Genomic DNA, 21,354 nt, shown 5'->3' with positions numbered 1-21,354 from the left:
TGCAGACAGTTGTTTCAAAAGTAAATTTTATCGTCTGCAAGGTACCTGCAAAGGATTTCGCGGGCCTTGCAGGCGGGGTCGGGCCACTTCGCACGACAGTCTTCCACATAGTTATCCACAGCTTTGATCCATGCTGCTGAGCTCCATCGCCCTGGACCTGCCGCTGCCGCGCCTTTTCGACTACGCGGTGCCGGAACATCTGGCCGCGCAGCTGCGCCGCGGCATGCGCGTGCGGGTGCCGTTCGGCCGTCGCCAGACCAGCGGCATCGTGGTCCGCGCGCCTTTCGAGGCCGGCGCCGACGCGGGTGAGCACCGCCTGATCGAGGCGCTGATCGACGACTCGCCGCTGCTGCCGGCCGAGCTGCTCTCGCTCTGCGAATGGGCCGCCGACTACTACCACCACCCGCTGGGCGAGGTGCTCGCTGCGGCCCTGCCCGGCAGCCTCAAGCGCGAGGGCAGCGCCGAATCCGGCGAGCCGCTCTGGCAGCTCAGCGAGGCCGGCCGCGCCGCCCTGGCCGGCCTGCCGGAACGCCAGCGCGCGCTGCGCGCCGCCTTGCAGACGCTGGCCGAGCAGCCGCGCCGTGGCAAAGCCTGGGCGCCGGCGGCGCAGCGGCAGACGCTTCTGGAACGCGGCTGGGCGCGCTGCGAGCTGGCGCCGGCCGCACCGGCGCCGTATCTGGCGCCGCTGCCGCTGCCCGAACTCACCGAGGAGCAGAGCCAGGCCCTGGCGGCGCTCCAGGAAAACGGCGAGCACTTCCATGTCAGCCTGCTCGATGGCGTCACCGGCAGCGGCAAGACCGAGCTGTATCTGCGCCGCATCGCGCAGGCGCTGGCCGCGGGCCGGCAGGCGCTGCTGCTGGTGCCGGAGATTGGCTTGACGCCGCAGCTGCAGACCCAGCTCGCGCAGCGCTTCGGCGAGGGCGTGGCCAGCTTTCACTCGGGTCTCTCGGCCCGCGAACGCGAGAAGACCTGGCTCGCCGCGCGCGCCGGCAGTGTGGCCGTGGTGGTGGGGACGCGCTCGGCGGTGTTCGTGCCTTTCGCGCGCCTGGGGCTGATCGTGGTCGACGAGGAGCACGACACCTCGTTCAAGCAGCAGGACGGCTTTCGCTATTCGGCGCGCGATCTGGCGGTGGTGCGCGCGCAGCGTGCGCAGCTGCCGGTGATTCTGGGCAGCGCCACGCCGGCGCTGGAGAGCCTGCACAACGCCCGCGCCGGACGTTACCGCCACATCCGCCTGACGCGCCGCGTGCAGACCCAGGCGCCGCCGCAGATCCGCGTGCTGGATGTGCGCGGCCAGCAGCTGCAGCACGGTTTGTCCGAGCCGCTGCTGCTGGCCATCGACCGCTGCCTGGAGAAAGGCGAGCAGGCCCTGCTGTTCATCAACCGGCGCGGCTATGCGCCGCTGCTGCTCTGTCATGCCTGCGGCTGGCGCGCGCCCTGCACGCATTGCGATGCGCAGCTCACCGTGCATCGCACGCGCGGGCGGCTGATCTGTCATCACTGCGGCTGGCAGCAGAGCCTGCCGCGCGAATGTCCTTCCTGCGGCGGCAGCGAGCTGATCAGCGTCGGCCAGGGCACCGAGCGCATCGAGCAGGCCCTGGCCAACCGCTATCCGCGTCATCGCGTCGAGCGCCTGGATTCGGATCGCCTGAGCCAGCGCAGCGAGCTGGATGCGCTGCTCGCCGACATCCGCGCGCGCCGCATCGACATCCTGGTCGGCACGCAGATCCTGGCCAAGGGCCACGACTTTCCCAGTCTCTCGCTGGTGGGCATCGTCTCTGCCGATCAGGCTTTATACGGCGCCGACTTTCGCGCCATCGAGCGCATGGGCCAGATGCTCACGCAGGTGGCCGGGCGCGCCGGGCGCAGCGGGCAGGCCGGCGAGGTCTGGCTGCAGACGCATGAACCCGAGCATCCGCTGCTGCGCACCCTGATCGACAAGGGCTATCACGCGCTGAGCGATGAGCTGCTGCTCGAACGGCAGGCCGCCTGCCTGCCGCCGTACTCGCATCTGGCCCTGCTGCGCGCCGAGGCGCAGGACGCGCAGACGCCGCTGCGTTTCCTCACGCAGGCGCGCGAGCACTGCCTGGGCTTTGCCGGCGTGCAGGTGATGGAACCCATCCCTTCCGGCATGGAACGCCGCGCCGGCTACTGGCGCGCGCAGCTGCTGCTGCAGGCCGCGCAGCGCAGCGAGCTGCACCGCGCGCTGGCCGCCGCGGTGCCGCAGATCGCCGAGCTGCCCGGGGCGCGCCGGCTGCGCTGGTCGGTGGACGTGGACCCGGCCGATCTCTTTTAGAAGCGGTAGACCAGGGCCAGATTGAGCACCGGCCAGAAGCGGAAGCTCTTGGCGTCATCCTCGATCCTGGCGATTTCGTCCTTGAGATCCTGCTGGAATACCAAAGCGCGCGGATCGCTGCTGCTGACATCGAAGCCCGAGACGCCATTGGGATCACAGGCGGAATCGACGCTGGCATCGCAGGCACGACCCGTGGCGCTGAGCCTGACGTCCGGGCTCTTGCCGATCAGCACGCCCATGTCGAAGCCCACGCCGAAGCCGCGCCCGTTGGGCGTGCCGCCCCAGCCCAGACCCAGATACGGTGCGGCCTTGCCCAGATCGATGCCGCCGTCCACTTTCAGATCGCCGTTGTAGGGCGTGTCATTGTAGTCGTACTGCTGCAGGCCGCGCGCCTTGAGCGTGAATTCCGGCACCTTGGTGTAGAGGCCCGCGCTCAGGCGAAAGCCGCCGCCGAAGGGCATCACATCCAGCATGAGCTTGGCGGCATTGGCCTTGAGCTTGCCGGTATAGGTGTTGCCGTCCTGATCCCAGTCGTGGCTGTAACTGCCGAACTGATAACCACCGCGCAGCGCCAGGAAGCGGTTGAAGCCGTAGCGGTAGTCGATGCCCAGACCGGTGCTGCCGAGATTGATGCCGATGCCGCCGTAAGGCGCCGGACCGCTGACGGGTGCGGGGGCGGGCGCCGCCGTGCCGTCCGTCTCCTGCGCCGGCGCCAGCAGGGGCGCAAGCAGCAGCATCGAAGCCGCCAGAACCTGCAGTTTCTGCGTCTTGTTCATCGTCACTCCCTATGCGGTGGTTGGCTCATGGCGCCTCGTGCGGACGCACGCCAGCTTATCGGCAGAGCGGCCGCGCCGCCTGCTAGCTCGTCGGGCCGATCAGACCGCGCAGCAGGATCGTGGTGATGCCCAGCACAATGAACAGCGCCGCCGCCGCAAAGCGGATCGGCTTGAGCGGCAGGCGCTGCGCCAGGGCCGCGCCCAGGAAGATCACCGGCACATCGGCCAGCAGCATGCCCAGGGTGGTGCCGCTGACGACGGGCACCAGCTCGCCGAAGCGCGCCGCCAGCACGGTGGTGGCGAGCTGGGTCTTGTCGCCGATCTCGGCGATGAAGAAGCTCACGGCGGTGACCCAGAACGCGCTCTGCCCGGCACGCTGCGCCTCATCATCCTCGACGCTGTCGGGCTTGAGCGCCCACAGGCCCACGGCGATGAAGGAGCCGCCGACGAGCCAGGGCAGCAGATGCTCCGGGAGGATGGCGCGCAGCCAGCCACCGACGAAGGCGGCGAGCGCATGATTGAAAACGGTGGCGACCAGGATGCCCGCGATCAGCGGTGCCGGGCGGCGGAAACGCGCCGCCAGCAACAGCGCCAGCAGCTGGGTCTTGTCGCCGATTTCGCCGAGCAGCACCGCGCCGGCGGAGACCAGAAAAGCTTCCATCGAATTCTCCACGAGCCGGGCGCAGATGAAACCGGACAGGCGCAGAGGCGCCCGGCAAGGCGCTGCGCGAGTCCTGGTCTCACCAGTACCGATTCTGATGAATCGGCCGGACGCGCCATGATCGGGTGATCAAGTGTGTTGACGCGCCCTCCGGCTCGATGCCGGGCGGCTACTCCCCAAAACGGCGCGCAGCATAACGCATCACCGGCGCGAACACGACGCTGGCCGCCGCTGCCGGCTACAATCCGCGCCTTTGCCGCATCACGACCCCTTTTTCGACGATGAAGACGCATCTGCAGGACCTGCTCAATACCGCCCTCGATCAGCTTCTGGTCGGCCGCGAGCTTGCGCGTCCGGCGGTGGGCCTGGACGCGACCAAGGACAAGAAGTTCGGCGACTTCCAGACCAACATCGCCCTGCAGCTGGCCAAGCCCCTGGGGCAGAACCCGCGTGCGGTGGCCGAGGCCCTGGTGAAGGCGCTGCCGGCTTCGGCGAATGTGGCCAAGGTGGACATCGCCGGTCCCGGCTTCATCAACTTCTTCCTCAATCAGGCCGCGTTCCAGGACGTGGTCACGCAGGTGCTGGACGCCGGCGCGGCTTACGGCCGCGATGATTCCGGAGCCAAGGGCCGGGTGATGGTGGAATTCGTCTCCGCCAATCCCACCGGCCCCATGCACGTGGGTCATGGTCGCGGCGCTGCTTACGGCGATTCGCTGGCCAAGCTGCTCGCTGCCACCGGCTGGACGGTGTGGCGCGAGTACTACATCAATGACGCCGGCCGGCAGGTGGACGTGCTGGCGGTGAGCGTGTGGCTGCGTTATCTGCAGGCCGGTGGCGAGGCCGTGGCCGTGGCGCGGCGCGGTTATCCCGCCGACTACATCAAGCACACTGCGAGCAAGCTGCGCGAGCAGCATGGCGCGGCCTTTCACAAGTCCGCTGCCGAAGTGCTGGCCGGTCTGCCCGAGGACGCCGTCGCGCCGGAAGACGCCAGCGAGGCGCAGAAAGATGCGGCAAAAGCACAGCAGGAACGTTATCTCGATGCGCTGATCGAGCGCGCCAAGTCGCTGCTGGGCGAAGGCTATCGGCTGATCCAGCGCGCGGCGCTGGACGATCAGCTCGCCGCCATCCGGAAGACGCTCGCCGACTTCAACGTCAGCTTCGATCAGTGGTCCTCGGAAGCGGCGCTGGTGTCGTCCGGCTTCGTCGCCAAGGCCCTGCAGCGTCTGGCCGACAAGGGCCTCACCTATGAGAAGGACGGCGCGCTGTGGATGCGCACCGAGCAGTTCGGTGACGAGAAGGACCGCGTGCTGATCAAGGCCGACGGCGCCGCTACCTATTACTGCAATGACCTTGCCTATCACGTCGACAAGCTCGACCGTGGCTGGCCGATGCTCATCGACGTCTGGGGCGCCGACCATCACGGCTACATCGCCCGCGTGCGTGCCGCGCTCGACGCACTGACCGGCAAGCCGGATGCCTTCAATGTGCAGCTGATCCAGTTCGTGACGCTGTCGTCTGGACGCATGGGCAAGCGCAGCGGCAACTTCGTGACCCTGCAGGACCTGATCGACGAAGCCGGCACCGATGCCACGCGCTTTTTCTATCTCACGCGCTCGCACGATCAGCATCTGGAGTTCGACATCGATCTCGCGCGTTCGCAGAGCAATGACAACCCGGTGTACTACGTGCAGTACGCGCATGCGCGCATCTGCCGCGTGTTCGAGCAGCTGCAGGAGAAGGGCGGGCACTGGGACGCGCAGGCCGGCAAGGCCGCGCTGCATCGTCTGGACAATGAACACGAGAAGGCGCTGCTGACCCTGCTGCAGCGCTATCCGGAAATGCTGCGCAAGGCCGCCGGCGCCTACACCCCGCACACCGTGGTGTTCTTCCTCAAGGATCTGGCCGAAGCCCTGCACAGCTACTACAACCAGCACCGCTTCCTGCTCGACGACGATGCCGAGCTGCAGAACGCGCGTCTGGCCCTGGTGGCGGCGACGCGCCAGGTGCTGCGCAATGGCCTGGCGATTCTGGGCGTGTCCGCGCCGGAGAAGATGTAAGCGCGGCCAAGGAAAGCCGCCGGCTTTCATGCCAGACTGCTGCGCCTTCGACGCTCACACCCACCGATGCCACGCGATTACGCACAACAAGGCGGCGCCCGTCGCCAGACGCGCAGCAAGAAAGCCGGCGGCGGTCTGCCCGGCTGGATCTGGATGATTCTGGGTTTGTCGCTGGGCCTGGCGGTGGCGGCCTTCGTCTACATCCGGCGCCCCACCGAAGCACCGCTGCTCAGCACCGTGGCCAGTGCCGGCGGTGACAGCAAGCCCGCGCTGCCGACCCCGCCGGCGGAGAAGCCCAGGCCCGGCAAGCCCGGCGCTCTCGCCCTGCCACCGAAGGAAAAGGAACGCTTCACTTTCTACGATGCCCTCAAGCATCAGGAAGTGGCGCTGCCTTCGGATGCTGTGCGCTCCGATCATCCGCCGGACAGCGGCAATACCGGCTCGGCCTATGTGATTCAGGTGGCGGCCTTCCGCTCCAAGGATGAGGCCGACAAGCAAAAAGCCAGTCTGGCGCTGCTGGGCGTGGAGTCGCGCATCGAAACCGTGACGGTGGACGGCGGCGACACCTTCTACCGCGTGCGCATCGGCCCGGATCGCAACTGGCCGCGCATCCAGACCACCATGACGCGGCTGGAAGCCAATGGCATCCAGGCGCAGCTGCTCAAGCTGAATTGAATGTAAGAAGGGCGCCGCGAGGGCGCCCTTCTCTGCCCGCGTCCTGCGCTCAGGCCGGCTTGCGACCCAGCACCAGCAGACCGGCGCCCACCGCGATCAGCGCCGCGCTGAGCCAGACCGGAATCTCCACCGATTCCTTTTCCTTCACCGAAAACTGCAGCGCGCCGAACTGGCCCTCGTGCGTTTCCTTGGTGTAGGAGAACTGGCGATAGATCAGGCCGGTGGTGCCCAGCACGATCAGGACGATGGCGATGATGCGGCTCAGATTCATGGCTTCCCTTTAAATTCCTTGGTGTATTGGTCTGCAGCGTGCGCCAACGTTATCACGCGGCGTCCGGCCAGAGCAGCCGGCTCGCGGGGTCGAGCAGGAAGTAATCGCGCAGCAGTTCATAAAGTTCGTGGTGGTGGCGCAGCAAGGCCTGCGGCTGCTGGAAAAACGCCTCGCAGACCACGCCGAAAAATTCCTCGGGACTCTCGGCGCCATAAGGGTCGAGCACCGGCGGGCGGCGGTGACGGCGCAGACGCTGGTATTCGCGCTGCATCACTTCCGCCCAGCGCGCATATTCGGGCAAGGCCGGCGCACCGGAGAGTTCGGGCGTCTCATCATCGAGCTGATGCGCAAACTCATGCGCCACGACGTTCGTGGCATCACCGGCCAGCGCGGCTTCGACATCGGCCCAGGACAGAATCACGCGATCACGCTGCCAGGACTCGCCGATGCGCGCCTGCGGCGCATCGTCCACCAGGCCCAATTCATCCGGCTCGGTCTGCGGCACCAGGAAGGCATCGGGGTAGAGCAGCACGCGGCGCAGCGGCGGATAGACGCCGTCCGGCTCGCGCAAGATCAGCAGACAGGCCAGCGCCGCCACCGCCAGGCGCTGCGAATCCTCCAGCTGCAAGCCGCCACAGGCGATGAAGCGCTTCTGCCGCAAGAACGTCCCGACGCGCGCTTCGTAACGCGGCCACAGCGCGGGCGGCACATAGGCGCTGTGCGGAATCTGGCGCAGCTGCCCGGTCCAGCGTTCCGGCAGCGGGGATGGTTCGCCGCCGCCGAACCAGCGCCGCCACCAGGCGCTCACGAATCCTCGTCCTCGTCGCGATACGGCTGCGGTTTCACCGAGGGCGGCAGCCGTCGCTGCCGGAAGTAAGCCACCGCGCGCAGCGTTGCGAACGGTCCGATCAGCACCGCGACCACGAACAGGATGAGCAGCAGGATCGTGGTGTTCATCGCGGCTCAGGCCGGCTGCAGATTGGCAAAACTCAGCATCAGCCACTTGCTGCCGGCGTTCTTGAAGCGCACTTCCACGCGCGTGCGGTCACCATCACCATCGAAGGACAGGATGGTGCCGAGGCCGAATTTTTCGTGGCGCACTTCCTGGCCCAGGCGGAAGCCGGCGGGCCCGGCGCTATTGCCCATCATGCGCGGCGTGATCTGCGGTCGCGTCAGCGGCGCCGGCTCGCGCGCGCCGTAGCGGGCGCCGCGCTCCTGCGTTTCGTAGCCGCCGCCACCAAAGCCGCCGCTGCGCGGCGCATAGGCCGGGCGCAGGATCTGGGCGCGCGGCCGCGTCTCGACGATGCACTCGGCGGGAATCTCCTTGAGGAACATCGAGGGCATGTTGATCTGCTCGACGCCGTGCAGGCGGCGCATCTCGGCATAGCTCATGTACAGCTGGCGGCGCGCGCGGGTGATGCCCACGTAGCAGAGCCGGCGCTCTTCTTCGAGATTGCCTTCCTCGGTGGAGCGTGCGCTCGGGAACAGGCCGTTCTCCATGCCCACCATGAACACCACCGGAAACTCCAGACCCTTGGCCGCATGCAGGGTCATCAGCTGCACGCAGTCCTGGCCCGGCCCGGCCTGCTCCTCGCCTGCCTCCAGGGCGGCGTGGGTGAGAAAGGCGGTGAGCGGATCGACTTCCGGCTGCTCCTCGGCGGCGCTGGCCTCGCGCGGCTCGAAGCTGCGGGCGGCGCTGATCAGCTCGTCCAGGTTTTCCAGACGCGCCTCGGCCTGTTCGCCCTTTTCTTTGCGATAGTGTTCCCGCAAGCCGGAGCGCTCGATGACGCGCTCGGCGGCCCTGGAGAGCGACAAGGTCTTGGTCTCGGCCGCCAGCGATTCGATCATGCCCAGGAACTGCTGCAGATTGGCCGCGGACCGCCCCAGCGCCGCCGCGCCCTGGCTGGCGGCATTCCACAGCGAGGCCCCGGACTCGCGCGCCAGCTGGCGCAGCTTTTCCACCGTGGTGGCGCCGATGCCGCGCGCCGGCGTGTTCACCGCGCGCTCGAAGCTGACATCGTCATGGCGGTTGTGCAGCAGGCGCAGATAGGCCAGCGCGTCCTTGATTTCCTGGCGCTCGAAGAAGCGCAGGCCGCCGTAGATGCGATACGGGATGCGCGCGCGGATCAGCATTTCTTCCAGCACGCGCGACTGCGCGCCCATGCGATACAGCACCGCGATATCGCGGTGGGCGCAGCGGCCTTCCAGATGCTGCTGGATGCGCCCGACCACGAACTCCGCCTCGTCGTATTCGTTGAAGGCGGCGTAGAGCTGGATCGGCTCGCCCTCGCTGCCCTCGGTCCACAGCTCCTTGCCGAGCCGGCCGAGGTTCTTGGCGATCAGCGCGTTGGCGGCGTTGAGAATCGTCGCCGTGGAGCGGTAGTTCTGCTCCAGACGGATGATTTCGCAGCCGGGAAAATCCCGCGAGAGCTTGAGCATGTTGTCCACGCGCGCGCCTCGCCAGGAGTACACCGACTGATCGTCATCACCGACCGCAAACATCACGCCCTGCGTGCCGCAGAGCACGCGCAGCCATTCGTACTGCAGCTTGTTGGTGTCCTGGAATTCATCCACCAGCACGTGCCGGAAGCGGCGACGGTAGTGTTCCTGGATCTGCGGCACATCGCGCGTCAGCTCGTAGGCGCGCAGCAGGAGCTCCGCGAAATCGACGATGCCCTGCTTGTCGCAATGCGCCTGGTAGGCGGTGTAGATGCGCGCGAACTGGCGCTGGGTGAAGTCGCCATCGTCGCGCAGATGCTGTGGGCGGCGCGCTTCTTCCTTCTGCGCATTGATCCAGCCGGTGACGGTCTTGGGCGGCCACTGGTCGTCGGGCAGATCGAGATTCTTCAGGATGCGCTTGACCAGGCGCACCTGATCGTCGGCATCGAGAATCTGGAAGTTCTGCGGCAGGCCGCTTTCCTTCCAGTGCAGGCGCAGCATGCGATGCGCGATGCCGTGGAAGGTGCCGACCCACATGGCACGGATCGGCACGTTGATGAGCTGCTCGATGCGCCCGCGCATCTCGGCCGCCGCCTTGTTGGTGAAGGTGACGGCCAGGATCGACATCGGCGAGACCTGCTCGGCGGCAATCAGCCAGGCCACGCGGTGGGTGAGCACGCGGGTCTTGCCCGAACCCGCGCCGGCGAGCACCAGGCGGTGCTCGGGCGGCGCGGTCACCGCCTCGCGCTGGGCGGGATTGAGTGCGGCGACGAGGGGGATGAGTTCAGACGGCAGATCAAGCATGCGCCATTGTACCGGCGCGGCCTGCACACCACGACATCGTGCGACTTTCTCCATCGGCCCGATAAGCAATTTGCCGGTCAGCTTCCCGAAGCGGCAAGCCTGATACCACTTTCCTGCGCAACGGCGAAGCCCACCTTTCGCACTTTCAAAGGCTTGGAGACGCGGCATCAATTTTGTATGACGTTTCTGTAATTACTCATACAAATGCCGGCGACCGGCCGGCCCTCAAAGCAAAAGGGGAGTCCCGATGTTCATGCTTCAAACATGGCGGCGCAGCGCGGCGCCGGTGGCCCGATCAGTTGTCCGTCCACTGCAAACCCCGATGATGCTGGCCTGCCTGCTCGGCAGCGGCGCAACCGCCGTGCCCTTCTCAGCCGCTGCGCAGCCGGACGAGGAGCCCTTGCCGGAGGTCAAAGTCATCGCGCCGCTGAACCGGCCCGCCGGCACCACCATCAGCGATGACATCGCGGCGGCGCCTGCTTCGGTCACGGTCATCAGTAAGGCGGACCTCGACCGCAAGACCATCACCAGCTACGGCGACATTTTCCGTGGCATCGGCGGCATCAGCCTCATGCAGTACGGCCAGGGCCTGGTCGCCTACGAAATCAAGGCGCGTGGCTTCAGCAGTGGGCACGGTCGCGACTTCGCCTTCTTTCTCGACGGCATGCCGCTCAACGTCACCGCCTCGCAGCACACCAATGGCTACGCCGATCTGGCGCAGCTGATCCCCGAGCTGCTCAGCCGTGTGGAAGTCGTGCGCGGCCCTTTCACGGCCTTCGTCGGCAATCACGCCATCGCCGGATCGGTGCAGTTGTATACCGACACCGCCGCCAAGCCGCTGTTCAAGCTGAGCGTGGACAACTTCGGCCAGACCCGCGCGGTCTCGGTTCTGGGCAGGCAGATCGGTGACGGCAATCTGCTGCTGGCGGCTGACGGCACCAAGGGCGACAGCTATACCAAGGAAAGCGAGATCTCGCGCCTGAATCTGTTCGGACGCTACCTGTTTGCGCTCTGGGATGGCTACGCGGCCCTGCGCGTGCAGTCTTACCAAGGCGAGGCCGAGGCACCCGGTTATCTGGACCTGGCGAAAGTCCGCAGCGGCGCAATCAGCGAGAAGGACGCGCTGTCCAAAGGCATCGGCGACAAGAAGGATCAGCACAACCTAGTCTTCAACTATCGTTCGGATGACTCGCAGGGCACACAGCCCGGCTGGAGCGGCGGCTGGATGGCCGTGGCTTACTTCAACAAGGACAGCCGCTACCGCTACACCAACTTCAATCTGTCAACGCCGGTGAACTCCAGCGTCAATCTCGGCGGCGAGAATGATCGCCTAAACCAGTTCGGCTTCGATCTGCGCAAGACCCTGCAGCTGGACCTGGGCAAGCTGCCTGCGCAACTGGCGCTCGGCGCGCAATACGACGGTGAGCGCGTCAAGGGACAGCATTTCACCACCGACGCGGCGCGCAATCCGCTCAGCGGCAGCGGCGACACCGTGCAGGTCGATCGTCAGGTCAACGTCGATACCGAGGCGCTTTACGCGCAGTATCAGCTGCAGGCGCTGCAAAGGCTCAAGCTCACCGCCGGGCTGCGCTATGACCGGCTCGACTTCAAGGTAAACCTGCATCCGCAGGACGACACCTACACGGCCGCAGCCGCAGCTGGCGTCGCGGATTTTTCGACCAGCGTCTCGCAGTTCAGTCCCAAGCTTGGTGCCGCCTATAGCCTGCTGAGCAGCGACAGCAGCCAGTATGCGGAGCTGTACGCCAATGCCGCGCGCGGCCTCAAGAGCCCTTACCCCTTCTCCGACTACTACAGCAATCTGAGCGGCAGCAACAGCCTGCCGGACCTGAAGATCTCACCGCTGCTCAGCTACGAGGCGGGCCTGCAGGGCAATGCCGTGGATGGTTCGCTGAGCTGGCGCCTGTCCTACTGGGACACCAAGCAGAGCAGGGAAGCGGACGTCAACGCCGTCGGCGTCTATCAGAGTTTCAAGAAGACCGGGCGCCGCGGTTTCGACCTGGAAGCGGCGCTGAACCTGAGCAAGGCCCTGCGTCTGTTCGGCAACTACAGCCGGGTGCATGCCCGCGTCGAGAATCCGGTCACGCCGGCTGCGGATCAGATCCCCAATGTACCGGAGTACACCGCGACGCTGGGTCTGGAAGCGGTATTGATCATCGGCGCACATCACGTCGATGTTTCGCTGGCCGACACGCTCACCGGCTCGCAGCCACTGACCACCGACAACACCTTGCGCAGCGGCAGCTACAACCGCACCACGGCGCGCCTGGCCTACAGCCGCAATGAATGGCAGGGCAGCAATGTGTTCCTGTCCCTGGTGCATTACGACAAGCCGCTCAACGAAGTGCAGTTCGATTTCGGCGGCGGTGCCATCGGCACTTCCCCGCGCCCGCGCCTGCAAGCGATCGCCGGCCTGCAGCTGCAGTGGTAATGGCCTTTCCAGAATTGAAGGAGATTCAGCTCATGAACTACACGCACAGCTTGTCTTTACTCGCCGCTTTGCTGCTGATCGGCAACATCGCGCAGGCGCACGACGCCTGGGTCGCACCGGGCGGCACGACGCATGCGATTCTCTACGGCCACGGCAAGAGCACGGAAAGCTACGATGCCGCGAAGATTCAGCAGGTGCTCGCCTATGACGCTGCGGGCCGCAAGCTCGACGCGCGGCTGGACCGCAGCGCGGCCACGCCGGCAGTCAGCGCCGCCGGCGCCGCGATGTTCATCGTCGATTTCGACAACGGCTTCTGGAGCAAGACCGAGGCGGGCTATCAGAATCTGCCGAAAACCCAGGTGCAGGGCGCGCTGGAAAGCTCGCGCTCGCTCAAGTTCGGCAAGACCGTGCTCAGCTGGTCAGCGGCAAGCAGCAAGCCGGTAGGCCAGCGCCTGGAGATCGTGCCGCTGGCGACGACGGCGCCCAAGGCCGGCGGCAGGCTGCCGGTGCTGGTGCTGTTCGAAGGTCGGCCGCTGGCCGAGGCCAAGCTCAGCCTCGAAGGCCACGATGAAGTGCCGCCGGCAGGGACTGATGCCAAAGGCAGGGCCGAGCTGATCCTGCCCGCCGGCGGCGAGGTCGCGCTGGATGTCAGCCACAAGCTGCCGTACAAGGGCGCGGAGGCGGACGAATGGAGCCTGAGCGCCAACCTGCATTTCCTGCTGCCTTGAAACGCGGCGTCGCGCTGCTGCTGAGTCTGGCCTTCGCAAGTGCCGCGCAGGCGCACGCACTGCGGCTGAACGCCGAGGCGACGGGCGAAGGCGTCAGCGGCCTGGCGCACTACAGTGACGGCAGTCCGGCGCGCAGCGAACTGGTCTATGCCTACGATCAGGCGGCCCAGCAGGTGGCGCGCGTCCGCACCGACAGCGACGGCCGCTTCCTGCTGCCGCTGACGCGCGCCGGACGCTATCGCATCGTGGTGGAGGGCGAGGAGGGGCATCGCGCCGAGTTGCAGCTTTCCTATGCACCGCCGGATTCCGCACTGGCCACCGCGCTACGGGCGGAGCTGGCACCGCTGCGCGAGGACATCGCCCGTCTGCAGCAGCGCACCGCCCTGGCCGACATCGTCGGCGGCCTCGGTTTCATCGCCGGCCTGTTCGGAGCTGTGGCGTTCTGGCTCGCGCGCCGGCCGCGCGCGACGGAGCGGCGCTGATGCACATCGCCGAAGGTGTGCTGAGCGCGCCGGTTCTACTCGCTGGCGGCGCCCTGGCCGCCGCCGGCGTCGGCCTGGGTCTGCGCCAGGTTCCGGAATCGCGCGTGCCGTTCGCCGGCCTGCTCTGCGCGATGTTTTTTCTGGCTTCGCTGATTCATCTGCCGGTGGGGATCAGCTCGGTACACCTGGTGCTCAACGGTCTATGCGGCATCCTGCTGGGCTGGGGCGCGTTTCCGGTGCTGGCGGTGGCACTGCTGCTGCAGGCCCTGCTGTTCGGCTTCGGCGGCCTCAGTGCCCTGGGAGTGAATACCCTGGTGATGGCTACGCCCGCGGTGATCTGCGGCGCCTTGTACCGGCTCGCTGCGCGACACGGTGCGCCCGGGGTCAGTCGCTGGCTGGCTGCTGCAGCCGGCGCTGGCGCCGTGGCGCTGGGCGTGATCCTGATGGTCAGCGCGCTGTGGCTGAGCGGTGGACATCGTTACCTGCCCCTGATGGGTCTGGTGCTGCTGGCACATCTGCCGGTGATGCTGGTCGAGGCGCTGGTCACCGCTGTGATCGTCTCCGCCTTGCAGCGCGTGCGTCCGGAGTTGCTGCCATGAACCGGCCGCTGCTGGTCAGCGCACTGGCCGACGCCGAGGGCGGCGGCGCCTGGTTGCGGCGGCTCGATCCACGTACGCGCCTGCTCTGCGTGCTGGCCGCCAGCCTTTGGGCGGTACTGATCGCAGGCACGCTGGCGCTGCTGCTGGCTTGCGCCATGGCCCTTGTGCTGGCCTGGGCTGCGGGCTTGAGACCGCAGGCGCTGCGGCGGCGGCTGTTGTCACTCAATGCCTTCATGCTGCTGGCGGTGCTGACCTTGCCGTTCAGTACCCCGGGCACTGCGCTATGGCAGGGACTGGGCCTGCGCGCCAGCGGCGAGGGCCTGCTGCAGGCCACGCACATCGCCCTGAGCGGCAATCTGCTGATGTTGCTGATGCTGGGGCTGCTGTCCAGCATCGAGCCGGTCACGCTGGCGCACGCGCTGCTGGCGCTGCGCGTGCCGGAAAAGCTGGTGCGTATCCTGATGTTTGCGCTGCGCTATATCGACGTGCTGCACGCCTCGCAGCAGCGCCTCGGGCTGGCGATGCGCGCGCGCGGCTTTCGCCTGCGCAGCGACCTGCATACGATGCGCAGCATGGCGATGCTGGTGGGCTGCCTGATCGCGCACGCCGCTGACCGCGCACTGCGCATCGAGCAGGCGATGCATTGCCGGGGCTGGCGCGGACGCTTTCCGGTGTTGCTGCACTTCCAGACGGCGCCGCATGATCTGGATTTCGCCGCCGGCTTTGCGCTGGTGCTGTCGCTGCTGAGCCTGTTGCCATGAACCTGCAGCTGAACCTGAGGCCGCCAGCGCCGCAAGCGGTGTTGCAGGTTTCGCGACTGAGCCTGCGCCGCAATGCCGTGCGCTCGCTGTTGCAGCATCTCGATCTGGAACTGCTGCCCGGCGAGCGCCTGGGCCTGCGCGGCGCCAATGGCAGCGGCAAGTCCACGCTGCTGCAGGCGCTGATGGGCCTGCATCCGCTTCAGGGTGGCGCCATCGAAATCACCGGCAGACTCTGCCGCAGCGAAGCAGACTTCGAGGCGCTGCGCGGCGTGATCGGGCTGCTGTTTCAGGACAGCGACGATCAGCTGTTCTGTCCGACGGTACAGGAGGACGTGGCCTTCGGTCCCTTGAATCAGGGCCTGCCGGCGGCGCAGGTGCGCGCGCAGGTGGAGCACAGTCTGGCGCAGCTGCGGATTCTGCCCTTGGCGCAGCGCCCGATTCACCAGCTGTCGGGAGGCGAAAAGCGCCTGGTGGCGCTGGCCGGTATTCTCGCCATGCAGCCGCAAGTGCTGCTGCTCGACGAGCCGGTCAGCGGCCTCGATGCGCAGGCGCGTCAACGGGTGCTGGATGTGCTGCGCGCGCTGCCGCAGGCAATGATCGTGGTGGACCACGATCATGCCTTTCTGGAACAGCTGTGCACGCGCCAGCTGCTGCTGCAGGATGGCCGCCTGCAGCCCTTGGCGCCGGCGTGAATCAGCCCGCCGGCGGCAGCTTCGCGCGCATGCGGATGTTGATGATCTCCACCAGGGTGGAAAACGCCATCGCAAAGTAGATGTAGCCCTTGGGCACGTGGAAGTGCATGCCTTCGCCCACCAGCGCCATACCGATCAGCACCAGGAAGGACAGGGCCAGGATCTTGATGGTGGGATGGCGTTCGACGAAGGCGCCGATGGGGCCGGCGAAGAACATCATCACGCCGATGGCGATGACGATGGCGGCGATCATCACGCCCAGGCGGTCGGTCATGCCCACGGCGGTGATCACCGAGTCCAGCGAGAACACGATGTCCAGAATCATGATCTGCACGATCACCATGGCGAAGCTGGCGCCCGCCACCTTGGCGGCGGCGCTGGCCTCGCCCTCGTGATGGCCTTCCACGGAACTGTGGATTTCCAGGGCGCTCTTGGCCAGCAGGAACAGGCCGCCGCCGAGCAGAATCAGATCGCGGCCGGACACCGGCCAGTCGCCGACATGGAACAGCGGCTGGGTGAGCCGCGCCAGCCAGGCCAGGGACAGCAGCAGCAGCACACGCGTCAGGCAGGCGCCGATCAGGCCCAGGCTGCGGGCGCGGGCGCGCTGCGCCTCCGGCAGCTTGTTGGCCATGATCGACAGGAAAATCACATTGTCGATGCCGAGCACGATTTCCAGCGCGGCAAGGGTGAACAAGGCGGCCCAGAGTTCGGGCTCCAGCAAGGCGTGCATGAGTTTGGCGTTAGCACCGCAGATCGCGGCTGGGAATCATTCTAGCCACAGCCGCCGGCGCGTGTCTGTCACCGCAGCGCCATCGCGGCGTCACAAGACCATCACCGCCCGTCACTAATCTGCAATGCAGATGAGAGGACGAGGACCATGCGGATCGCTTATGGCGTAATGGGTTACGGGCGCGGCCATGCCATGCGCACCCTGTCGGTGCTGCCGGCGCTGTGTGCCGAACACGAGGTGACGGTGTTTGCCGGCGGCGACGCCTACGAGGTGCTGGCGCCGCGCTTCGCCACGGTGCGCATTCCCTGCATCGCTTATCAGTACAACCAGGCCGGCACGCATTCGATTCCGAAAACCGTGGCGCACAATTTTGCGCCGATGCGCGATCTGCTGTTCCGCGGCCAGGGTTCGGCGCTGGTGGAGCGCGAGTTCAGGAGCCGCGGCATCGAGCTGGTGATTTCCGATTCCGAAGCCTGGACACATCGCGCCGCGCAGCGGCTGAAGCTGCCGCGCCTGAGCTTCGACCACATCGGCGTGATCGCCTACTGCAAGCCGCATTTCCCGCCCGATCTCTGGGCCACCGGCATGCGCGACGCCTGGGGCTACCGGCAGCTGATGGGCGTGCCGGAACGCATCCTGGTCTCCAGCTTTTACAAGGCCGAGCCCGCGTACCCGCAGGTGCGCATCGTCGGCCCGATGATGCGCGACGAGGTGCTGCGCGCGCGGCCGCGCGAAGGTGATTACCTGCTGGCCTATTTCAACAAGGGCGATCACCAGTATCTGCCGCAGGTGGATCGTGCCCTGCGCCTGCTGGACTGCAAGGTGATCGTCTACGGCACCAGCCTGCGCGGTGAGGACGAAAACCTGGAGTTCCGCGCGCCCAGCGTGGCCGGCTTCGTCGCCGACCTGGCCGGCTGCCGCGCGGTGCTGAGCACGGCGGGCAATCAGCTGATCGGCGAGGCCATCGAGCTGGGCAAGCCGCTGCTGGCGCTGCCCGAGCAGGCCTTCGAGCAGCGCCTCAACGCGCATCTGATCGAACGTCTGGGCATCGGCCAGCGCGCCGAGCTGATGCGGCTCACGCCCAGCGATGTCGACCGCTTCCTGGGCAGTTACGACTGGTACCGCTCCAACTTGAGCGGCGTGGCGCGCGAGCGTTATCCGGGCGACGGCCGCGCGCAGGCGGTGCAGATTCTGCTGGAGGACATCGAGGCGCTGCGCCCGCGCCGTCGTGCCGCCTGCAGGTCGCGCCGCGCGCAGGCCGTGGCCGTCGCGCTGCCTCAGGGTTCCAGACGCTCCACCACCCAGCCATCGCCCTCGCGCCGGTAGCGCAGGCGGTCATGCAGGCGCGCGCCGCGTCCCTGCCAGAATTCGATGGCTTCCGGCTCCACGCGATAGCCGCCCCAATGATCCGGCAGCGGCACCTCGTTCTCGCCGATGCGCGCGGCGGTTTCGTCGTAGCGGCGATCGAGGTCGGCACGCGAGGCCACCACACGGCTCTGATGCGAAGTGGCGGCGGCGATCTGCGAGCCGCGCAGGCGTGAGTGGAAGTAACGATCCGACAGCTCGCGCGAGACCTTGCTGACACGGCCTTCCACGCGCACCTGCCGCTCCAGCTTGTCCCACCAGAACACCAGGGCCACCTGCGGATTGGCGGCCAGCTCTTCGCCCTTGCGGCTCTGGTAATTGGTGTAGAAGCTCAGCCCGCCCTCGACGAAGCCCTTGAACAGCACGATGCGCGCCGAAGGCCGGCCCTGCGCATCGACGCTGGCCAGGGTCATGGCGGTGGGTTCCTGCATGCCGATCGCCGCCGCCGCATCCAGCCAGCCTTGCAGCTGATCGAGCGGATCGGCCTGCAGATCGCCGATATCCAGCGGGGAGTTCTTTTCGTACTGCGCCATGACCGCGATTCTCCGGTACACAAGGTCGGAACTGCGCGACAATTGTCGCCCGTTTGGCCGCCGACGGAAACGCTGCGGCCTTGCTCAAGATCAATGGAGAGACGAGATGAGCCGCTTTACCGCCCTGCGCGTGCACGCGCCGGAGAAAAACCGTCTGGAAGCACGCCTGGAAAGCCTGAGCCTGGACGATCTGTCGCCGGGCAATGTCGTGGTGCGCGTGCAGTGGAGCGGCATCAACTACAAGGACGCCCTGGCGGTGACCGGCAAGGGCCGCATTCTCAAGTCCTATCCCAAGGTGCCGGGCATCGACTTCGCCGGCGTGGTCGAGCGCAGCGAGGATGCGCGTTACCAGCCCGGCGATGAGGTGCTGGTCACCGGCTGCAACATCGGCGAGGTCTTCGACGGCGGTTATGCCGAATACGCGCGCGTGGCGGCCGACAGTCTGGTGCGCAAGCCGGCGGGCCTGACGCTGCGCGAATGCATGGCCCTGGGCACCGCCGGTTTCACCGCCGCGATGGCGCTGCGCCGCATGCTGGAGAACCATCAGGCGCCGGAGATGGGTCCGATTGCCGTCACCGGTCCCACCGGCGGCGTGGGCTCCATCGCCATCGATCTGTTCAAGCGTGCCGGTTTCACCGTGCATGCGATCACCGGCAAGGCCGGCGTGGCCGACGACTATCTGCGCGCCCTGGGCGCCGACGAGATCGTCTCGCGCCAATCGCTGACGATGGGCAACAAACCGCTGGAGACCGCGCTCTGGGGCGGCGCCGTGGACAATCTCGGCGGCGAGACCCTGGCCTGGCTCACGCGCACGGTGCGGCCCTGGGGCAACATCGGCAGCATCGGTCTGGCGCAGAACCACGAGCTGCACACCACGGTGATGCCCTTCATCCTGCGCGGCGTGTCGATTCTGGGCATCCATTCCGTGGAATGCCCGCGCGCCTGGCGCGAGGACATCTGGAACAAGCTCGGCAGCGACTGGCGGCCGCGTGCGCTGGAGCGTCTGGTGCAGCGCGAGGTTTCGCTGGCGGACCTGCCGGTGGTTTGCGAGGAGCTGATTGCCAGCACCGTCACCGGCCGCATCCTGGTCAAGATCGGCGCCTGAGCACGAGGCCCTGGCCTAGCGTAAATCATAGGGCTGGTTAGGCGCGTAAGCGCCGTAACCCGCCGCTTTGGCTTTGTTGTTTGTTGCTAGGTTTTTTCTCGATCTATTGCCTCGTTCGTCCGCCCTCCGGCGGACGACTCACTTCTCTTTGCTTGTGCAAAGAGAAGTGAGCAAGAGAAAGCACACCCCGGCGCCAGAGACGGGGACCCCAAAGTCAAAAGCCACAGCAACAGCAGTTTCGAGCACGGAGCGTCGCTGCGCTGTGCTTTGCTTTTGACCTACCCCCCTTTGCCTCGCACCGAGCAGCGCAGCGAGCGCAGTGGGAGAGCCGAACAGGAAGTTCGGCTCAGTTGCAGCCGCGCCAGGGATGGCGCGTCTGCAACGGCCCCGAGCACGCGAGCAGCGCAGGCTTCCGGCGCCGCGACAGCGGCGACGGATGCGAGGCGTAGGGTGTGCTTTCTCTTGGGTACTTCTCTTTGCACAAGCAAAGAGAAGTACCTCGGGCGCCGAAGGGCGCACGAAACCAAGGACAGATCGAGAGCCCAAACCAGAAGCAACAGCAAAGCCGGCGGGTTACGCAGCTGCGCCGCTACCCGCCCTACGAAACTACGAAGCTACGAAACGTGTTGTACGAGCGCCGGCCGTTGTGCGTAGCGCTTGGCGATCACCGAGCAGACGATCAGCTGCAGCTGGTGATAGAGCATGATCGGCAACATGATCAGGCCCAGGGTGCCGCCGGCGCTGCCGGCGAAAATCAAGGCGGCCATCGGCGCGCCGCTGGCCAGACTCTTCTTGGAGCCGCAGAACACTGCCGCGATCTCGTCTTCCGTGTTGAAGGCAAAACGCCGCGCAACCAGATGCGTGAGCTTGAGCACCAGCGCCAGCAACAGGCCCGTCAGCGCCATGGTGATCAGCAGCGGCGCCACGCCATTGCGCGTCCACACCTGCGCGGCGCTGGCATCGCAGAAGGAATTGAACACGATCAGCAAGATCACGCCGCGATCCACCTTGCTGGTGATGTGCTTGTGGCGAACGATCCACTCGCCCAGCCAGGGCCGCAGCAGCTGGCCCAGCAGAAACGGCAGCAGAAGCTGCTCGCCGATCTTGATGAACTGATCCAGCAGCGGCGTGCCCTGCTTGGCGGCGTGCAGCCAGAGACTGATGTACAGCGGCGTGAGCACCATGCCGATCAGGCTCGACAGCGTGGCGTTGAAGATCGCGCCGGCAACATTGCCGCGCGCCATCGAAGTCATGGCGATCGAGGACGAGACCGTCGAAGGCAGCGCGCAGAGATAGAAGAAACCCAGCAGCAGCTCCGGCGGCAGCCAGCGGCCCAGGCCCAGCGCCGCCAGCAGGCCAAGCAGCGGAAACACGATGAAGGTGAAGCTCTGCACAAACAGATGCAGACGCCAGTTGGCGGCACCCGCCTTCAGATTGGCGCGCGACAGGCCGGCTCCGCTGAGCAGGAACACGATGGCCACGCCAAAGTTGGTGACGTGCTCCAGATGCAGCCAGCCACCGCTGGCGCCCAGTGGCGGATAGACCAGGGCCGTGCCGGTGGCCAGCAGCATGGCGGCGAGAAAGCCGTCGAGAAAGGGAATGCGGGGCAGACGCATGCGGTGCAACGTTCTGGATTTTCGTGAGCGCTGCACGCTAAGGGAGCACGCTGCGCTTGGCAACTGCCGTGTTGGAATATGCGCAGGCTTGCAGCGCGCTTTCTAGTCCAGCGCGTGCAACGGAAGCTCAGGTGATGGCCGCAGGCCTTTCGTGCAGATCAAGGCGCGAATCGGAGGCGCAGCGGGCGCGACGGCGACGATGGGCAACGCCGCGCTGCGCGAGACTCGGCCAGGAATAACGGTCTGTTGCGCGCGCTGCCCTAGTGTCGTGAGTCAGAAGTTCCTTGATGAAGTCGCCGAGAATTTTTCGTGGCT

At 66.6% G+C, this 21,354-nt stretch carries 20 protein-coding genes and 1 riboswitch; of the genes, 11 read left to right on the top strand and 9 right to left on the bottom strand.

Annotated features, from left to right (window positions below; genetic code table 11):
- The first annotated feature begins 130 nt into the window (after positions 1-130).
- The gene (locus BMY12_RS16995) at positions 131-2,296 is read left to right on the top strand and encodes a primosomal protein N' (protein WP_093288912.1); all 2,166 of its coding nucleotides are present in this window, start codon (positions 131-133) and stop codon (positions 2,294-2,296) included.
- Here the strand turns inward: BMY12_RS16995 and BMY12_RS16990 are convergent.
- Positions 2,293-3,072 carry a hypothetical protein gene (locus tag BMY12_RS16990; RefSeq protein ID WP_093288911.1) on the bottom strand — a complete coding sequence of 260 codons (780 nt, stop codon included), beginning with the start codon at positions 3,070-3,072 and terminating at the stop codon, positions 2,293-2,295. The genes BMY12_RS16995 and BMY12_RS16990 overlap by 4 nt on opposite strands.
- An 82-nt stretch (positions 3,073-3,154) precedes the next feature.
- The gene (locus BMY12_RS16985; RefSeq protein ID WP_093288909.1) at positions 3,155-3,733 is read right to left on the bottom strand and encodes a TMEM165/GDT1 family protein; all 579 of its coding nucleotides are present in this window, start codon (positions 3,731-3,733) and stop codon (positions 3,155-3,157) included.
- A 12-nt stretch (positions 3,734-3,745) separates the two neighbouring features.
- Positions 3,746-3,918: riboswitch (yybP-ykoY riboswitch) on the bottom strand.
- A gap of 96 nt (positions 3,919-4,014) precedes the next feature.
- Here BMY12_RS16985 and argS point away from each other — a divergent pair.
- Positions 4,015-5,790, top strand: a complete 1,776-nt coding sequence (gene argS / locus BMY12_RS16980; RefSeq protein ID WP_093288908.1) for an arginine--tRNA ligase — start codon at positions 4,015-4,017, stop codon at positions 5,788-5,790.
- Between the two features lie 66 nt (positions 5,791-5,856).
- Positions 5,857-6,465 (top strand): SPOR domain-containing protein, encoded by a 609-nt coding sequence (locus tag BMY12_RS16975; protein ID WP_093288906.1) that lies wholly within the window; start codon positions 5,857-5,859, stop codon positions 6,463-6,465.
- Positions 6,466-6,514: 49 nt separating this feature from the next.
- Here BMY12_RS16975 and BMY12_RS16970 read toward each other — a convergent pair whose 3' ends face one another.
- Genes BMY12_RS16970 through uvrD form a run of 4 tightly spaced genes read right to left on the bottom strand, consistent with a single transcriptional unit; the run spans position 6,515 to position 9,979 of the window.
- On the bottom strand, positions 6,515-6,736 hold the full coding sequence (locus tag BMY12_RS16970; protein ID WP_093288905.1) for a hypothetical protein: 222 nt from the start codon (positions 6,734-6,736) through the stop codon (positions 6,515-6,517).
- A 52-nt stretch (positions 6,737-6,788) separates the two neighbouring features.
- Entirely contained in the window at positions 6,789-7,544 is a 756-nt protein-coding gene (locus BMY12_RS16965; RefSeq protein ID WP_093288903.1) for a M90 family metallopeptidase, read from the bottom strand.
- Positions 7,541-7,693 carry a hypothetical protein gene (locus BMY12_RS20385; RefSeq protein WP_177189049.1) on the bottom strand — a complete coding sequence of 51 codons (153 nt, stop codon included), beginning with the start codon at positions 7,691-7,693 and terminating at the stop codon, positions 7,541-7,543. The genes BMY12_RS16965 and BMY12_RS20385 overlap by 4 nt, the downstream gene beginning before the upstream one ends.
- Before the next feature lie 6 nt (positions 7,694-7,699).
- Positions 7,700-9,979, bottom strand: a complete 2,280-nt coding sequence (gene uvrD / locus BMY12_RS16960) for a DNA helicase II (protein WP_093288969.1) — start codon at positions 9,977-9,979, stop codon at positions 7,700-7,702.
- Positions 9,980-10,301: 322 nt separating this feature from the next.
- On the opposite strand from uvrD, the gene BMY12_RS16955 reads away from it, so the two are divergent.
- From BMY12_RS16955 to BMY12_RS16930, 6 genes are read left to right on the top strand one after another with little or no spacing between them, the layout of a single operon-like run.
- Positions 10,302-12,428, top strand: coding sequence for a TonB-dependent receptor (locus BMY12_RS16955; RefSeq protein ID WP_177189048.1), 2,127 nt, complete (start codon positions 10,302-10,304; stop codon positions 12,426-12,428).
- A gap of 32 nt (positions 12,429-12,460) precedes the next feature.
- Positions 12,461-13,156, top strand: coding sequence for a DUF4198 domain-containing protein (locus BMY12_RS16950; RefSeq protein WP_177189047.1), 696 nt, complete (start codon positions 12,461-12,463; stop codon positions 13,154-13,156).
- On the top strand, positions 13,153-13,638 hold the full coding sequence (locus BMY12_RS16945; protein WP_093288899.1) for a carboxypeptidase-like regulatory domain-containing protein: 486 nt from the start codon (positions 13,153-13,155) through the stop codon (positions 13,636-13,638). Before BMY12_RS16950 ends, BMY12_RS16945 begins: the two co-directional genes overlap by 4 nt.
- Positions 13,638-14,237: a cobalt transporter CbiM gene (gene cbiM, locus BMY12_RS16940; RefSeq protein WP_093288897.1), complete on the top strand. Its 600-nt coding sequence runs from the start codon at positions 13,638-13,640 to the stop codon at positions 14,235-14,237. The genes BMY12_RS16945 and cbiM overlap by 1 nt, the downstream gene beginning before the upstream one ends.
- Complete coding sequence (gene cbiQ, locus BMY12_RS16935; protein WP_093288895.1) at positions 14,234-14,998, top strand: cobalt ECF transporter T component CbiQ; 765 nt, start codon at positions 14,234-14,236, stop codon at positions 14,996-14,998. The genes cbiM and cbiQ overlap by 4 nt, the downstream gene beginning before the upstream one ends.
- Positions 14,995-15,690 carry an energy-coupling factor ABC transporter ATP-binding protein gene (locus tag BMY12_RS16930; protein ID WP_093288894.1) on the top strand — a complete coding sequence of 232 codons (696 nt, stop codon included), beginning with the start codon at positions 14,995-14,997 and terminating at the stop codon, positions 15,688-15,690. The genes cbiQ and BMY12_RS16930 overlap by 4 nt, the downstream gene beginning before the upstream one ends.
- Before the next feature lies 1 nt (position 15,691).
- Here the strand turns inward: BMY12_RS16930 and BMY12_RS16925 are convergent, their stop codons facing one another.
- The gene (locus tag BMY12_RS16925; protein WP_093288892.1) at positions 15,692-16,420 is read right to left on the bottom strand and encodes a TerC family protein; all 729 of its coding nucleotides are present in this window, start codon (positions 16,418-16,420) and stop codon (positions 15,692-15,694) included.
- A 147-nt stretch (positions 16,421-16,567) separates the two neighbouring features.
- Here BMY12_RS16925 and BMY12_RS16920 point away from each other — a divergent pair, with 147 nt between their 5' ends.
- Positions 16,568-17,746, top strand: a complete 1,179-nt coding sequence (locus tag BMY12_RS16920; protein WP_093288891.1) for a glycosyltransferase family protein — start codon at positions 16,568-16,570, stop codon at positions 17,744-17,746.
- Here the strand turns inward: BMY12_RS16920 and pdxH are convergent.
- On the bottom strand, positions 17,698-18,318 hold the full coding sequence (gene pdxH / locus BMY12_RS16915; protein ID WP_093288889.1) for a pyridoxamine 5'-phosphate oxidase: 621 nt from the start codon (positions 18,316-18,318) through the stop codon (positions 17,698-17,700). The genes BMY12_RS16920 and pdxH overlap by 49 nt on opposite strands.
- 106 nt (positions 18,319-18,424) lie before the next feature.
- On the opposite strand from pdxH, the gene BMY12_RS16910 reads away from it, so the two are divergent.
- Positions 18,425-19,423, top strand: a complete 999-nt coding sequence (locus tag BMY12_RS16910) for a YhdH/YhfP family quinone oxidoreductase (protein ID WP_093288887.1) — start codon at positions 18,425-18,427, stop codon at positions 19,421-19,423.
- Between the two features lie 614 nt (positions 19,424-20,037).
- On the opposite strand, the gene BMY12_RS16905 is transcribed toward BMY12_RS16910, so the two are convergent.
- Complete coding sequence (locus tag BMY12_RS16905; RefSeq protein WP_093288886.1) at positions 20,038-21,039, bottom strand: bile acid:sodium symporter family protein; 1,002 nt, start codon at positions 21,037-21,039, stop codon at positions 20,038-20,040.
- Between the last annotated feature and the right edge of the window lie 315 nt (positions 21,040-21,354).

The sequence above is a fragment of the Solimonas aquatica genome (genome assembly GCF_900111015.1).
Lineage (GTDB): Bacteria > Pseudomonadota > Gammaproteobacteria > Nevskiales > Nevskiaceae > Solimonas > Solimonas aquatica.
Note: the sequence above shows the minus strand (reverse complement) of the source record. Positions and strands in the feature narration are given on the sequence as shown.